The following is a 15,141-nucleotide window of genomic DNA, read 5'->3' on the forward strand; positions in this document are numbered from 1 at the left end:
AAGGTCACCATGTCAGCCGGGGCTGTTAGATTCCAGGCCGGCGCGGTGACGGCGGAAAGGCGGAGCCACATGGCAATCCATGGAGCGCGGGGCCGGAGCGGTGGCCGGCCCACCCTCGAAGAGGTCGCCGCCCGCGCCGGAGTCGGCCGTGGCACGGTCTCCCGGGTGATCAACGGCTCGCCCCGGGTCAGCGACGCCACCCGCGCGGCCGTCGAGGCGGCGGTCGCGGAGCTCGGCTACGTCCCGAACACGGCCGCCCGCGCCCTCGCCGCCAACCGGACGGACGCGATCGCTCTGGTCGTCCCGGAGCCGGAGACCCGCTTCTTCTCGGAGCCGTACTTCTCGGACATTCTCAAGGGCGTCGGCGCCGAACTCTCCGACACCGAGATGCAGTTGCTGCTGATCTTCGCCGGCAGCGACCGGGAGCGCGCCCGCCTCGCCCAGTACCTCGCCGCCCACCGCGTCGACGGCGTCCTGCTGGTCTCGGTCCACGCGGACGACCCGCTCCCCGACCTCCTCGCCCAACTGGAGATACCCGCGGTCATCAGCGGCCCCAGGTCGGCCGCCGAGACGCTCACCTCGGTCGACTCCGACAACTACGGCGGCGCCCGCTCAGCCGTCGAGCACCTCCTCGCCGGCGGCCGCCGCACGATCGCCCACATCACCGGCCGCCAGGACGTCTACGGCGCCCAGCGCCGCGTCGACGGCTACCGCGACGCCCTGAGCGACGCGGGCCACGAGGCCGACGACCGCCTCATCGAACCCGGCGACTTCACGGAGGAGGGCGGCCACCGGGCGATGGCCGCGCTCCTCGACCGCTGCCCCGACCTCGACGCCGTCTTCGCCGCTTCCGACGTCACCGCGGCCGGCGCCCGCCAGGTCCTCCGCGAGGCCGGCCGCCGCATCCCCGACGACGTCGCCCTCGTCGGCTACGACGACTCCGCCATCGCCCGCCACATGGACCCGCCCCTCACCAGCGTCCGCCAGCCCATACAGGAAATGGGCCGCACCATGATCGACCTCCTCCTCACCGAGATAGCCGACCGCCGCCCACCGGCCTCCCGGGGTCTGGAGCGCCGCCAGCTGGTCCTGGCTACGGAACTGGTGCCGCGTACGTCGTCATGACGTCACAGCTGCGGGGAGAGCCGCCACCGCACCTCGCCGTCATGTTCCTCGTCCGTGGGGGACAGGCCGGCGGCTCTGGCCACAGCGGCGGAGGCGTGGTGGGCCGGGTGGATATGGGCGATCACCGTGAGCCCGGGGTGTCCCTCCCGTAGCCAGGCCACGAGCCCTCCCGCCGCCTCGGAGGCATAACCGTGTCCTTGCCACGGCGTGCCCACGACCCAGGCGATCTCCGCGGTCGATCCCGTGATCGTGGCCTGGACGGTGCCCATGAGATGGGAGTCGGTGCGGTGGCGCAGGACCCAGTTGCGCCAGGAGACTGCCGGGTCGGGGGAGCCGGCGACGAGGCGTGCGTAGCGGGTGCGGAGGGCTTCGGGGGTACTCGGAGTGCCGCCGATGTAGGTGTGCAGGGCCGGGTCGGAGAGTACGGCGGCCATCTCGGTGGCGTGCTCGACGCGCAGGGGGAGCAGGTCGAGGCGGGCGGTGCGGATCGGTTCGCTGTGCAACAGGCCCCCCGGAAACGGAATCAGCCGGTGACTTCGATTTCTCGAAGTCACCGGCTGATCACTCAGGGTGAGTGACGGGACTCGAACCCGCGGCATCCTGGACCACAACCAGGTGCTCTACCAGCTGAGCTACACCCACCATGACCGGCGATTCGACGAGTGTTCTCCCCGACCGGCCGAGAAAAAGTGTACAGGGTCCGAAGGGGTGCTCGCGCCTGGCTTTCGCGGCGCCCCCCTCAACGCCCCTGACCTGCCTACTGAGCAGGCAGAACGTACTTCGCGGCGATCGTCCTCGCCGTGTCGGAATCGGGGCCGGGCTGGGGGACGAAGACGGCCTCGCGGTAGTAGCGCAGTTCCGCGATGGACTCGCGGATGTCGGCGAGGGCGCGGTGGTTGCCGTTCTTCTCGGGGCTGTTGAAGTACGCCCGCGGATACCAGCGCCGGGCCAGCTCCTTGATCGACGACACATCGACGATGCGGTAGTGGAGGAACTCCTCGACCTTCGGCATGTCCCGCAGGAGGAAACCGCGGTCGGTGCCGACGGAGTTGCCGCACAGCGGGGCCTTGCCGGGCTCCTTGACGTGTTCCCGGACGTAGGCGAGCACCTGCTCCTCGGCGTCCGCCAAAGTCGTGCCGGCCGGGAGCTCGTCGAGCAGTCCGGAGGCGGTGTGCATCTGACGCACCACGTCCGGCATCGTCTCCAGCGCGGAGTCCGGCGGACGGATGACGATGTCCACACCCTCGCCGAGTACGTTCAGCTCGGAGTCGGTGACGAGGGCGGCCACTTCGATGAGTGCGTCGTCGGACAGCGAGAGGCCGGTCATCTCGCAGTCGATCCAGACCATACGATCGTTCATGCGACCACCCTAAAGCCGACCTCCGCTTATGAGGGCCCCGCGGTGGCGCCGGGCTCCTCACGCCGGCCGCCATGGTGAGGGGCGTGGAGTGCCCCGCCCCTCACCATCGACATCGGCCTACGATCCGCTGCGCTGCCCCGGCAACGTCGCCCGGCTTCCCGCGTACGCCTCACGGCCGTGCTCGCCGGACGCGGTCGCCGCCAGTGACGGCGACGGTCCGACCGCGTTCGCCGCCGCGGTACGGCGGGTCTGCATCGGGACCGCGCCGGGGCCCTCCGAATGGAGCGCGGGTGCCGGGCTCGGGGAGCCCGGTGAGCCGGTCGCGGCCGGTGCTCCGTCGGTGTCCACCGGCTGCTTCTCGCCCTGCGGCCTGCGCGCCCGGTACGCGGCCCGGTACGCCGCGGGCGACGAGCCGAGCTGGCGGCGGAAGTGCCCGCGCAGCGCCACCGGCGAACGGAAGCCGCAGCGGCCCGCGACCTCGTCCACCGAGTAGTCCGACGTCTCCAGCAGACGCTGCGCCTGGAGCACCCGCTGCGTGATCAGCCACTGCAGCGGGGCGCTTCCCGTCAGCGAGCGGAACCGGCGGTCGAACGTACGACGGCTCATGTACGCGCGCGCGGCGAGCGTCTCCACGTCGAACTGCTCGTGGAGATGCTCCAGCGCCCAGGCGACGACCTCGGCCAGCGGGTCGGCGCCGATCTCCTCTGGTAAAGATCGATCGAGGTAGCGCTCCTGGCCGCCGCTCCGGCGCGGCGGGACCACCAGGCGCCGGGCGAGCGCGCCCGCCGCCTCGTTGCCGTGGTCCGTCCGCACGATGTGCAGGCACAGGTCGATTCCGGCCGCGGTGCCCGCGCTCGTCAGTACGTCGCCGTCGTCCACGAAGAGTTCCCGTGGGTCGACGTGCACCGACGGATAGCGCTTGGCCAGCGTCGGCGCGTACATCCAGTGGGTGGTCGCGGGGCGGCCGTCCAGCAGGCCCGCCGCCGCCAGCACGAAGGCGCCGGTGCACAGCCCTACGATGCGGGCGCCCTCTTCGTGTGCCCGGCGGAGTGCGTCGAGCGCCTCCTCCGGTGGCGGGGAAGTGATCGAGCGCCAGGCAGGCACGACGACCGTGCCCGCCCGCGAGATCGCTTCCAGGCCATGCGGTGCGGAGAGCTCAAGGCCCCCCGTGGTCCGTAGCGGTCCTTCTTCGCCACCGCACACCAGCAGTCGGTAGCGCGGTACGCCGGCGTCCTGGCGGTCGATCCCGAACACCGACAACGGTATGGAACTCTCGAAGATGGGGCCGCCGCTGAACAGCAGCACCGCGACGATCTCCTTGCGGCGTCGCCCGGAAAGTTTCCGGGCCGCGGCTTCCGGCGCGGCAGTGGAGTCGTGGCTCATACTGCTAAGCCCCCCTCGGTGGTCGCGGCTCCTCGGTTGTGTCGCTCCTGCACGTTTCCCCTCGGTCCTGCACGAGTCCCCCGCCGTAAGACAGTCAAGATCGAATCTACTGCGTCCCGTGGTGCCGGGGTGACCAGTTCATCACCCGGCACATTGTCGACTTGGCAACTTGGCGTGAAGCATTCGATCACGAAGCGTTGCACTCGCGGGGCGTGCAGGGAAGTGCGCCTCGTCGCAGTGGCCAATCCCTGTAGGGTGCGCACGCCCTCCGAGGCCCTTTCCGTGCAGGTGGAACGGGGCGTGGGGGGTGCTCAGGGCAAGGGGCGTGCGGTAGCCAGAAGTTGGCTGAAAAGAAGCGGTTGGGGGTATGGAAACCGGTCAGTCGACCGGTGAGTTTCCCCCAGTGTGACGTCCGCCTCGGTGGGCCCCCGTTCCGCTTCTGTGGTGACGGCCCCGGTGCGGTGCGGGTTCGTCGGTGAGCGGCCGGGCGGCGCTGCGCTCGGACTGGCGCAGCAGCACCCGGCAGACGGCGGTGACGGCCGCCAGGCCGAGGGCCGTACCCGTGGCGCCGGCGAGCGAGGTGCCGTACACGACAAGGACGACGGGGACGAGTACACAGCTGAAGGCCGCCCAGCGGACCACGTCGGTCGCGGTGTCCTGGGAGTGGGGGGCCTCGGGGGTGGAACGTGGGCCGGACATTGCGTGCTCCCGGGGGTCGGTCGGTCGCCGGGTTCAACGCGTGTTCGAGGTGTCGGTCACTGTACGTGCTGCTCCGGCCCCGCGCGGGCCGGGTGAGTGAACGCTGTGCAAACCGCCTGTACGGCGCAGCAACCATTGCGTTGCGGGCGTGGCCTCGTGCATGCTCCCTGGAACCCCCGCGGAGGTTGCGCGGGATCTGGGCTTAAGGAGGCGTGCCGCCGTACCCTTGGGGGTATGGGGTTGGGAAGATGATTCCCGGACACAGCTCCGCCGCATACTGTCGTCCCTCCCAAAAGGATCACAACGCCGAGACAGCCATGGCCGGTCACGAATTCTTCGAACCCGCGGACCGCAAGCGGCCGGTCGCCGATCACACGGCGGCCGATCCCCTGGCGGCGGAAGAGTCACGCCATTCCTGCGATCCCGCCTTCAAGCACGGCGTCGTCGTCGGCTTCGACGGCTCCACCTCCAGTGAGCGGGCCCTCGCGTACGCCATCGGCATGGCTCATCGCTCCGGGTCGGGCCTGATCATCGTCCACGTGGCCAACCGGTTGCCCACCACCGTGTGGGCCGGCTGCGAGCCACCCGTCTTCGTCGACGTCCCGGACCATCGCACCGAGGTGCTCGGGCTTGAGCTCGCCTGCGCGGACTATCTCGCCGAGGTGCCCTGGATCCTCGTCGAGCGCGGCGGCGACATCTGCCATGAACTCGAAGAGGTCGGGCGGGAGTACGAGGCGGACGCGATCGTCGTCGGGTCCACGCAGGGCATCGTCGGACGGCTCTTCGGGTCCGTCGCGGGGCGGCTCGCCAAGCGTGCGAAGCGGCCCGTCGTTGTCATTCCGTAACTCGCCGTTGTCCCAGGTGAGATGTGGCGTTGGCGTGGCCTGACCCCCTTTCTGCGGAGCGTAAAACTACTCGCGCGTAGAGGTGTTTGTGCCCTTGTGAAGGGCATATACCGGTCACCGCACAACTGCACATGCATGAAGGGAGCCCGCCGTGGACAACGACGTCTCTGCGGGAAGCGGAATCACCACCGTGGTCGGCCGACTCGCCCTGGGAATCACCCTGTTGGCCTTCGGGCTGGGGTACACCGACGTGATCGACGGAGTGTCGGCTGCTGACGCCGTATCAATCGCCCAGTACGTGGGCGGTGTCGCCCTCTTCGTCGCCGGCCTCATGGCCTTCCGGGACAGGGACTCCGTCGGTGGTACGGCGTTCTGCGCGCTCGGTGCGCTCTGGTTCACCTGGGCCGTCTCCGCCGACGCCCAAGTCTCCGCCAACGCGGCCGGGTTGTTCCTGCTGCTCTTCGCCCTGGTGGCGTTGACCCTCACCCTCGCGGGTGGTGATCAGCTCGGTCAGGGGATGTACGGGTTGTTCTTCGTCGCCCTGGTGCTCATGGCTGTCGCCCATTTCGCCGACAATGACGGGCTCACCAAGGTGGGTGGGTGGTTCGCTGTCGCGGCCGGTGCGGTGGCTTGGTATGCGGCGACTGCGGCCTTGGCTCACTGGCCGACTGCGCTGCGAGGGCGTGCTGCTGGTCGGGGCGTGACGGCCCACGGTTAGCTGCGCTGGCTGGGGGTTTGGGCGGCCCCCGGCGTTGATAACGGACCCCCCGTGTCTGGTGGCAGCACGTGGGGGTCCGTTCTGTTGTGTGGCCTCTGCGGGTGTGTGGGGGTTGCTCGCGCAGTTCCCCGCGCCCCTGAAGGGGCGCTTTACTCCACCGTTACTGACTTGGCGAGGTTCCTCGGCTTGTCGATGTCCCTGCCCAGTGCCAATGCCGTGTGGTAGGCGAGGAGTTGGAGGGGGATGCCCATCAGGATCGGGTCCAGTTCGTCCTCGTTCTTCGGGACTACGAGCGTCTGGTCGGCCTTCTCCTGGTGCTGGTGGGCCACGGCGAGGATCTTGCCGCTGCGGGCCTTGATCTCCTCCATGGCGGCGCGGTTCTTCTCCAGGAGGTCGTCGTCGGGGACGATGGCGACCGTGGGGAGGGCGGGCTCGATGAGGGCCAGGGGGCCGTGCTTCAGTTCTGAGGCGGGGTAGGCCTCCGCGTGGATGTAGGAGACCTCCTTGAGCTTCAGGGAGGCCTCGCGGGCGACCGGGTAGCCGCGGACGCGACCGATGAAGAGCATCGAGCGCGCCTCAGCGTACTGCTGGGCCAGCTTCTCGATCTCGCCCTCGTGCTCCATGATCTCGGCGATCTGGGCGGGGAGTTTGCGCAGGCCCTCGATGATGCGCTTGCCGTCGCGGACCGAGAGGTCACGGGTGCGGCCCAGGTGGAGGGCGAGGAGCGCGAAGGCGACCGTCGTGTTGGTGAAGCACTTGGTCGAGACGACGCAGACCTCGGGGCCCGCGTGCACGTAGATGCCGCCGTCCGCCTCGCGGGCGATCGCCGAGCCGACGACGTTGACCACGCCCAGCACCCGCGCGCCCTTGCGCTTCAGCTCCTGCACGGCGGCCAGGACGTCGTACGTCTCACCGGACTGGGAGACCGCGATGTACAGGGTGTCGGGGTCGACGACCGCGTTGCGGTAGCGGAATTCGGAGGCGGGCTCGGCGTCCGCGGGGATGCGGGCCAGCTCCTCGATCATCTGGGCGCCGATCATGCCGGCGTGGTACGAGGTGCCGCAGCCGAGGATCTTGACGCGGCGGATCTGGCGGGCCTCGCGGGCGTCCAGGTTCAGGCCGCCGAGGTGCACGGTGGAGAAGCGGTCGTCGATGCGGCCGCGCAGGACGCGGTCCACGGCGTCGGCCTGCTCGTGGATCTCCTTGTGCATGTAGGTGTCGTGGCCGCCCATGTCGTAGGAGGCGGCTTCCCATTCGACGGTGGTGGGCTCCGCCGTCGTACGCGTGCCCTCCGTCGTGTACGTGCGGAAGTCGTCGGCCTTGAGGGTGGCCATCTCGCCGTCGTCCAGCGTCACTATCTGCCGGGTGTGGGTGACCAGGGCCGCGATGTCCGACGCGACGAACATCTCCTTCTCGCCGATGCCGAGCACGACCGGGGAGCCGTTGCGGGCGACGACGATGCGGTCGGGGAAGTCGGCGTGGAGGACGGCGATGCCGTAGGTGCCCTCGATGACGCGGAGGGTGTCGCGGACCTTGTCCTCGAGCTTCTCCGCCTGCGAGCGGGCGATCAGGTGGACGAGGACCTCGGTGTCGGTCTCGGAGAGGAACTCGACGCCGTCGGCCTCCAGTTTGCGGCGCAGGTCGGAGGCGTTGTCGATGATGCCGTTGTGGACGACGGCGACCTTGCCCTCGGCGTCGAGGTGCGGGTGGGCGTTGACGTCGGAGGGGGCGCCGTGGGTGGCCCAGCGGGTGTGGGCGATGCCGGTGGTGCCCTTGAAGCGGGCCGGCACCTTGGCTTCCAGGTCGCGGACCCGGCCCTTGGCCTTGACCATCTTCAGGGCTGAGGACTTGGGCGTGGTCACGACGATGCCGGCCGAGTCGTAGCCGCGGTACTCCAGACGCTGGAGGCCCTCCAGGAGCAGGGGGGCGACGTCACGCTTGCCGATGTATCCGACAATTCCGCACATGTAGAGGTATTCCTAGCCGTAGACGATGCGGCGCAGCTGCCGGAGGGTGAGCTCCGGGGGTGCGACCGCTCTGTATGTGAGGTCCGCCTCGATCCGTTCGAAGATCTCCGCGTTCACCAGACCCTGGGCCTGCAGCTCACGGTGGCGGCGACGGACGTAGTCCTCGGTCGTCTCGTCGAAGTAGGCGAGCACGTCCTGGATCACGCGCAGCGCCTCGCCCCGGCTGAGGGGCGTGGAGCGCGTCAGATGATCTACGAGTTCGTCGTGCACCCGGTAGATCCTGGGGTACCGGCGGCGCTTTCGCAAGAATCCTGCCCGATATCGGGCATTGGCCTGTTGAATCTCTTTGGGGGAACGTTGAATCCGTCATGGACACCTGTTCGTGAGCTGTCCATGCGGGAGCACTCGGCTCGTTGCCCAAGGGGACGAGTTTCAGTCGCCATGGACATTCCTCGCATGGGAGTACCGGAGCGGCTGGCCGAGCGCATGAGCATGGCCGAGCAGCACGAGTACCTGCGCACGCGTTTCTCGCGGCGCACAATGATCAGAGGTGGCGCCGTCACGCTCGGCGCCGTCGCGGGTGGCGCGTTCGTACCGGGTGCCACCGCCCAGGCCGCGGTGCCGACGCGGCGGACGAGCACCGAGACCGTCGACGGCGCGCTCGTCGCCCCCTTCGGCCGCCACCTGGCCTACGGCAACGACGCGCGCACCGAGATGACCGTCTCCTGGCAGGTCCCGGTCGCCGTCAAGAAGCCGTTCATCCGGATCGGCGCCCGCCCCTGGGACCTCTCCCGCAAGATCGACGCCGAGGTGCGCACCCTCTACACCCCGGCCGGCGTCGGCGTCAGCGCCGACCACACCCAGTACTACGTGCACGCCCGGCTGACCCATCTGCGCCCCGGCAGCACGTACTACTACGGCGTCGGCCACGACGGCTTCGACCCGGCCGAGCCGCATCTGATCGGCACCCTGGGCACCTTCACCACCGCGCCCGACCACAAGAAGCCGTTCACCTTCACCGCCTTCGGCGACCAGGGCGTCAGCTACCACGGCCTCGCCAACGACAGCCTGATCCTCGGCCAGGACCCGGTCTTCCATCTGCACGCCGGCGACATCGCCTACGCCGACCCGGCCGGCGCGGGCAAGAGCGCCGACACCGGCTTCGACTCGCGGGTGTGGGACCAGTTCCTCGCCCAGACCGAGTCGGTCGCCAAGTCCGTGCCGTGGATGGTGAGTTACGGCAACCACGACATGGAGGCCTGGTACTCGCCCAACGGCTACGGCGGCGAGGAGGCCCGCTTCACGCTCCCCGACAACGGGCCGGACAAGGCGAACCTGCCGGGCGTGTACTCCTTCGTCTACGGCAACACCGCGGTCATCTCGCTCGACCCGAACGACGTGTCGTACGAGATCCCCGCCAACCTCGGCCTCTCCGGCGGCACCCAGACCACGTGGTTCGAGACGCAGCTGAAGAAGTACCGGGCCGCGCACGACATCGACTTCATCGTCGTGTTCTTCCACCACTGCGCCTACTGCACGTCCACCTCGCACGCCTCGGAGGGAGGCGTGCGCCAGGAGTGGGTGCCGCTGTTCGAGAAGTACACGGTGGACCTGGTCATCAACGGCCACAACCACCAGTACGAGCGCACCGACGTCATCAAGGGGAACAAGGTCGCCAAGAAGCTCGCCATCGGCGACACGGCCTACCCCGAGACCGAGGGCGTCGTCTACGTGACGGCGGGCGCGGCGGGCCGCAGTCTGTACGCGTTCAGCGCGCCGGACTCCTACGAGGGGCACCCGCACGAGGTCGACTCCGTGGCCTCGTTCGTCAACACCAAGGACGGCAAGGTCGATGAGACCGTCGCCTGGTCCCGGGTGCGCTACCTTAACTATTCCTTCCTGCGCGTGGACGTCGAGCCCGCCCCGCGCGGCCACTACGCCAGGCTGAAGGTGTCCGGCATCGCCGAGACCGGTGACCGGATCGACCACTTCACGGTGGCGCGCAGGGCGAAGTAGCCCTCACGCCGCTCACATCCGCTTGAGGATCGCCTGCTTGGCCACGGTGAACTCCTCGTCCGTCAGCACGCCCGACCGGTGCAGCTCGCCGAGTTCGCGCAGCCGGCGCAGGAGGGCGTCATGGTCGTCCTCGGCGGAGGCCACCGGAGGAGAGGGCACTTCCGGTCGTGCGTCGTGTACGTCGACGGCGGCGGCCTGGGCCGGATGCGGAAGTCTGGCCTGGACCGCCGCCGCGACCAGGGCCATCAGCGGGTCCTTCTTGAAGCCCCACAGCTCGACGGAGTTGGGGTCGTACTTGGGCGGGGCCTTGGTGGGGGCGTTCTTCACGGTGAAGCGGAGATAGCCGTTCTCCAGGCCGGCCGCCGGGTGCCATTCGACGGCGGTCAGGTCGGACAGGGCGAGCGTGCGGGTGCCGGCGGCGGCCTTGGCGTCCTCGGTCTTCCAGTTCCACTCCAGACGGATGCGCTCGCCGTCGAAGCTCGCGGTGCCGTCGCCCGCGGAGACCGACAGCGGGACCGCCGGGCCGGGCAGCAGATACTCGGAGACGGGGTTGGACGGCACCTCGTCCAGGAGCAGGGCGTTGCGGACCTCGTCCGTGAAGTACTCGGCGACGCCGTAGCGGTCGGCGTCGACGATCAGCTGGTAGGGGTCGTGGGGTTCGGCCAGCCGTCCGCCGGTGGCGTGCAGCAGCGGGTCGGCGCCGTCGCGCAGCCGGAGCCTGAGCCGCCCGGACTTCCTGCCCTGCTCGAAGGAGATGCCCGCCAACGCGCCCAGGGGGACGACCAGTTCACCCAGGGTCTTGCGGAGCAGGCTGACGTTCTTGTCCCGTCCTGGGGTCAGTCGCAGGGCGTCGCCGTCGAAGGCCCAGGTGCCGTCCTTCTGGATGATTTCCGCCATGAGAGGGATTGTTTCATCGCTTCTGCGAGAGAGTGGTCTCTACCAATCCTGAAGGCAATCCTGAGGGTAATCCTGAGAGCAATCCTGAAGGGAGCGCATGTGAGACGGCACCACAGAACGACTCCCCGTATGTTCCGGCTCCTCGGTTCGCTGCTGCTGGTGACGGCGGCCGGCGCCTTCGCGGTCGGCGCGGCACCGGCCCCGCGGGCCGCCGCGACACCGCTGGACCGGGTGATCCCGGCCCCCGCCTCGGTCGACGCGGGCGGATCGCCGTACCGCATCACCGACTCCACCCGCATCCGTGTCGACGGCTCGCGCGAGGCACGCCGGGTCGGCGAGTATCTGGCGGACGTCCTGCGTCCCTCGACCGGTTATCGACTGCCGGTCACGACGTACGGCTCCGGAGGCATCCAACTCCGGCTCGGCAAGGGCTCCTTCGGTGCGGAGGGCTATCGCCTGGACAGCGGGAGCAAGGGCGTCACCATCACGGCGGCGGGGCCCTCCGGGCTCTTCCACGGCGTCCAGACCCTGCGTCAGCTCCTTCCCGCCGCCGTCGAGAAGGACTCCGTGCAGCCCGGGCCGTGGCTGATCGCGGGCGGCACGATCAAGGACACCCCGCGGTACGGCTGGCGTGGCGCCATGCTCGACGTCTCCCGGCACTTCTTCACCGTCGACCAGGTCAAGCGCTACATCGACCAGCTCGCCCTGTACAAGATGAACAAGCTGCATCTGCACCTCAGCGACGACCAGGGCTGGCGCATCGCCATCGACTCCTGGCCGCGGCTGACGACGTACGGCGGTTCCACGCAGGTCGGCGGTGGCCCCGGTGGCTACTACACCAAGGCCGACTACAAGGAGATCGTCCGGTACGCGGGCTCCCGCCATCTGGAGGTCGTCCCCGAGATAGACATGCCCGGCCACACGAACGCCGCGCTGGCCTCGTACGCCGAGCTGAACTGCGACGGGGTGGCTCCGCCGCTCTACACGGGCACGGAGGTCGGCTTCAGCTCGCTGTGCGTGGACAAGGAGATCACGTACGACTTCGTGGACGACGTGGTGCGGGAGCTGGCGGCGATCACGCCGGGGCGGTATCTGCACATCGGTGGGGATGAGGCGCACTCCACCAGCCATGAGGATTACGTGAAGTTCATGGATCGGGTGCAGCCGATCGTCGCGAAGTACGGGAAGACGGTGGTGGGTTGGCATCAGCTGACAGGGGCCACTCCGGCGAAGGGGGCGCTTGCGCAGTACTGGGGGCTCGATTCCACCAGTGCGGAGGAGAAGGCGCAGGTCGCTGCGGCGGCGCGCGGCGGGACGGGGATCATTCTGTCGCCGGCCGACCGGATCTACCTCGACATGAAGTACGACGCGAATACTCCGCTGGGGTTGTCGTGGGCGGGGTACGTCGAGGTGCAGCGGGCGTATGACTGGGATCCCGGGGACTATCTCGCGGGGGTGCCTGCGTCGGCTGTTCGGGGTGTTGAGGCGCCCTTGTGGAGCGAGACGATCACCAAGTCCGCGGATATCGAGTACATGGCGTTTCCGAGGCTTGCGGGGGTGGCTGAGTTGGGGTGGTCGCCGGCTTCTACGCATGACTGGGGTGACTACAGGGTGCGGCTTGCTGCGCAGGGGGCGCGGTGGGATGCGATGGGGATTGGGTACTACCGGTCTCCGCAGGTTCCGTGGTGAGTTGTTGTCTGCGGGTCCGGTGGGGGCTGGTCGCGCAGTTCCCCGCGCCCCTTAACGGCGTGTCCGTCAAGGGCGTTTGAATATGACGACGGGCACCCCGGAGGACCGTACTCCGGGGTGCCCGCCGGTCTTGGGTGTCAGAGCCCCGCGATGGGGTTCTTCAGGTTGCCGATCAGTTGGAGTGCGCCGGCTGGGTCCGCCAGGTCCACCATCTGCTTGTTGTTGCGGAGTTGGAGGCGGTTGAGGCAGGAGAGGGCGAACTCGGGGGCGAACATGTCGTACTGGTTGAATTTGTCGGCGAGTTCGGGCACCGAGTGCTGGTAGTCGCGGGTGACTTCGGCGACCGTGCGCCAGAAGGCGTCCTCGTCCAGGATTCCCTCGGCCGCCAGGTTCGCGGCGAGGAAGCGGAAGAAGCAGTCGAAGACGTCCGTGAAGATGGAGAGGAGCTTCTTCTCTTCGGGGACCTCCACCCGCAGCCGTTCGACCGTCGGCGGCAGGACCGCCTCCGGGTCCATGACGGCGATCTCCTCGGCGATGTCCTTGTAGATCGCGCGTTCCACGACGCCGTCCTTCAGGACGAGGATGACGTTTTCGCCGTGGGGCATGAACACCAGGTCGTAGGCGTAGAAGCTGTGGAGGAGCGGGGTGAAGTACGCCCGCAGGTAGCGGCGCAGCCACTCCGTCGGGGTCAGGCCGGACTGCTCGATCAGGGCGCCCGCGAAGGACGCGCCCTCGTGGTCGACATGGACGAGGGAGGCCATGGTGGCCAGGGACTCGCCGTCCTGGAGGGACGCGACCGGGCTTTCGCGCCACAGGGCCGCCAGCATCTTGCGGTACGGCGAGTAGCGGTCCGTCGCCTTCTCGTACTCCAGGTGCCGGTAGCCGACGGCGGCGCGCTCGCGGATGATCGACAGGCCGGTGGACTTGAGGACCGGGTCGTTGTCGATGAGCTGGGCGAGCCAGTCGTTGATGGCGGGGGTGGCCTCCATGTAGGCGGCCGAGAGTCCGCGCATGAAGCCCATGTTGAGGACCGAGAGCGCTGTCTTGACGTAGTGCTTCTCGGGGCTGGTGCTGTTGAAGAAGGTGCGGATCGATTGCTGGGCCAGGTACTCGTCGTCGCCCTCGCCGAGGCAGACCAGGTGCTTCTGGGCGACCTCGGCGGCGAAGGTCACCGTCAGCTTGTTCCACCACTGCCAGGGGTGGACGGGGATGAGGAGGTAGTCGGCGGGGTCGAGGTGCTGGTCGCGCAGGACGTCGTAGAAGCGCTCCACGGTGTCCTCGCCCAGCTCCTGCCGTACGAAGGACTCGTACTCGATGCCGACACCGGCCGTGAACGCGGCGCGTGAGCGGTGGGCGGCGAGCCAGACCAGGCGGACCGGGCTGGCGGTCTCGGGGGCGTACGAGAGGTACTCGTGGATGCCGAAGCCGAGCCGGCCGTTGTTGGCGACGAAGCAGGGGTGGCCCTCGGTCATGCCGGTCTCGATGGCCTGGAAGCCGCTTTGCGCCAGCTCGGCGGAGGTCGTCTGCGGCTTGGTGAGCTTGTAGCAGGTGCCGGAGAGGGTGGAGGAGATCTCCTCCAGGTAGACCGGCAGGACCTCGTCGCTCAGGCCGAGTGATTTCTTCAGCTCGATGAAGAAGTCGAGGGCGGCGAGCGGGAGTTCGGCGCCGTCGCGGCGGCGGGAGATCGAGTCGGCGTCGATCTGCCAGTGGTCGAGGGCGCGGACGACTGCTGTGAAGGTGTACCGGGTCAGGCCGTCGTCGCTGCGGACGACGTACTGGTCACCGTCCTTCTCGGGGGTGATCAGCCGCTCGTGCGCGAACTCGGCGAGAGCCTTGCGGACGAGGAGGCGGTTGGCCCGCTCCCAGCGCTCGGGGGAGAGGTGGGCCGTGGCGTCGGCGAGGGTCATCCGTGCACCGCCTTCTCGAAGTGGTCGCGCGTGCAGAAACTCAGCAACGCCTTCTTCTCCGGCTTCTGTATCTCCCGCTCGGGGATGAACCCGACGGCTTCGTTCAGGGCGTGGACGGCCTTGTTGGCGATGTCCGGCTCCACGACGACGCGGGCGGTGCGCGGGTCCTCGAAGAGGTGGGCCATCACGGCGGTGATGACGGCCTTGGTGTAGCCGTGCACGGGCCGGTCGGTCGCCGGCACCAGGAAGTGCATGCCGACGTCGCCGGGCTGCGGCTCGTACAGGCCGACCAGTTCACGGTGCGCGGGGTCGTAGTACTCCATCAGGAAGGCCGGTTCGCCGTCCCGCAGCCCGAGCAGGGCGTGATGGTGCTCGTCGGCCGCGATCTCCATGTAGGCGCGCTCGACGTCCTGCAACTTCGCGTCCTGCATCATCCAGTAGGCCGCCTTGGGGTGCGTGACCCAGGTGTGCAGCAGCTCGGCGTCGTTGAGGGGGTCGAGCGGGCGGAAGGTGAAGGTGAGGGGGCTCGTCATGG

The 15,141-nt window shown here is 68.9% G+C and carries 14 protein-coding genes and 1 tRNA gene; 5 read left to right on the forward strand and 10 right to left on the reverse strand.

Translation table 11 applies throughout. The features are described 5' to 3' along the window. Positions 1–69 precede the first annotated feature (69 nt). Complete coding sequence (locus OG828_RS31275) at positions 70–1,125, forward strand: LacI family DNA-binding transcriptional regulator (RefSeq protein ID WP_328364095.1); 1,056 nt, start codon at positions 70–72, stop codon at positions 1,123–1,125. 2 nt (positions 1,126–1,127) lie between these two features. Here OG828_RS31275 and OG828_RS31280 read toward each other — a convergent pair whose 3' ends face one another. The 5 genes from OG828_RS31280 to OG828_RS31300 form a co-directional block, all read right to left on the reverse strand. Then, positions 1,128–1,628 carry a GNAT family N-acetyltransferase gene (locus OG828_RS31280; protein ID WP_328503011.1) on the reverse strand — a complete coding sequence of 167 codons (501 nt, stop codon included), beginning with the start codon at positions 1,626–1,628 and terminating at the stop codon, positions 1,128–1,130. A 66-nt stretch (positions 1,629–1,694) separates the two neighbouring features. Beyond that, positions 1,695–1,767: transfer RNA gene (locus tag OG828_RS31285), tRNA-His, on the reverse strand. A gap of 115 nt (positions 1,768–1,882) precedes the next feature. Beyond that, positions 1,883–2,485, reverse strand: coding sequence for an oligoribonuclease (gene orn, locus OG828_RS31290; RefSeq protein ID WP_328364099.1), 603 nt, complete (start codon positions 2,483–2,485; stop codon positions 1,883–1,885). A gap of 117 nt (positions 2,486–2,602) precedes the next feature. Beyond that, positions 2,603–3,868 carry a helix-turn-helix domain-containing protein gene (locus OG828_RS31295; RefSeq protein WP_328364100.1) on the reverse strand — a complete coding sequence of 422 codons (1,266 nt, stop codon included), beginning with the start codon at positions 3,866–3,868 and terminating at the stop codon, positions 2,603–2,605. A 378-nt stretch (positions 3,869–4,246) separates the two neighbouring features. Continuing rightward, a complete protein-coding gene (locus tag OG828_RS31300; RefSeq protein WP_210576732.1) occupies positions 4,247–4,567 on the reverse strand; it encodes a hypothetical protein in 321 nt (106 codons plus the stop codon). A gap of 317 nt (positions 4,568–4,884) precedes the next feature. Between OG828_RS31300 and OG828_RS31305 the strand changes: the two genes are divergently transcribed. Beyond that, a complete protein-coding gene (locus OG828_RS31305) occupies positions 4,885–5,412 on the forward strand; it encodes a universal stress protein (RefSeq protein ID WP_328364102.1) in 528 nt (175 codons plus the stop codon). Positions 5,413–5,563: 151 nt separating this feature from the next. Further along, positions 5,564–6,130 carry a GPR1/FUN34/YaaH family transporter gene (locus OG828_RS31310; RefSeq protein WP_328364104.1) on the forward strand — a complete coding sequence of 189 codons (567 nt, stop codon included), beginning with the start codon at positions 5,564–5,566 and terminating at the stop codon, positions 6,128–6,130. 149 nt (positions 6,131–6,279) lie between these two features. Here the strand turns inward: OG828_RS31310 and glmS are convergent, their stop codons facing one another. Together glmS and OG828_RS31320 are read right to left on the reverse strand one after the other, a co-directional pair. Beyond that, positions 6,280–8,097, reverse strand: a complete 1,818-nt coding sequence (gene glmS / locus OG828_RS31315) for a glutamine--fructose-6-phosphate transaminase (isomerizing) (RefSeq protein WP_328440453.1) — start codon at positions 8,095–8,097, stop codon at positions 6,280–6,282. A gap of 12 nt (positions 8,098–8,109) precedes the next feature. Next, a complete protein-coding gene (locus tag OG828_RS31320; RefSeq protein WP_210576728.1) occupies positions 8,110–8,367 on the reverse strand; it encodes a hypothetical protein in 258 nt (85 codons plus the stop codon). Positions 8,368–8,553: 186 nt separating this feature from the next. Between OG828_RS31320 and OG828_RS31325 the strand changes: the two genes are divergently transcribed. Beyond that, positions 8,554–10,113, forward strand: coding sequence for a purple acid phosphatase family protein (locus OG828_RS31325; RefSeq protein ID WP_328503012.1), 1,560 nt, complete (start codon positions 8,554–8,556; stop codon positions 10,111–10,113). 12 nt (positions 10,114–10,125) lie between these two features. On the opposite strand, the gene OG828_RS31330 is transcribed toward OG828_RS31325, so the two are convergent. Further along, complete coding sequence (locus tag OG828_RS31330) at positions 10,126–11,010, reverse strand: DUF4429 domain-containing protein (protein WP_328503013.1); 885 nt, start codon at positions 11,008–11,010, stop codon at positions 10,126–10,128. Positions 11,011–11,139: 129 nt separating this feature from the next. Between OG828_RS31330 and OG828_RS31335 the strand changes: the two genes are divergently transcribed. Continuing rightward, positions 11,140–12,699, forward strand: coding sequence for a beta-N-acetylhexosaminidase (locus OG828_RS31335; protein ID WP_328503014.1), 1,560 nt, complete (start codon positions 11,140–11,142; stop codon positions 12,697–12,699). A gap of 137 nt (positions 12,700–12,836) precedes the next feature. Here the strand turns inward: OG828_RS31335 and OG828_RS31340 are convergent, their stop codons facing one another. After that, complete coding sequence (locus tag OG828_RS31340) at positions 12,837–14,606, reverse strand: IucA/IucC family protein (RefSeq protein ID WP_328503015.1); 1,770 nt, start codon at positions 14,604–14,606, stop codon at positions 12,837–12,839. Continuing rightward, on the reverse strand, positions 14,603–15,139 hold the full coding sequence (locus OG828_RS31345) for a GNAT family N-acetyltransferase (protein ID WP_328504971.1): 537 nt from the start codon (positions 15,137–15,139) through the stop codon (positions 14,603–14,605). The genes OG828_RS31340 and OG828_RS31345 overlap by 4 nt, the downstream gene beginning before the upstream one ends. Positions 15,140–15,141: the final 2 nt, after the last annotated feature.

This window comes from Streptomyces sp. NBC_00457 (assembly GCF_036014015.1).
Taxonomy (GTDB): Bacteria; Actinomycetota; Actinomycetes; order Streptomycetales; family Streptomycetaceae; genus Streptomyces.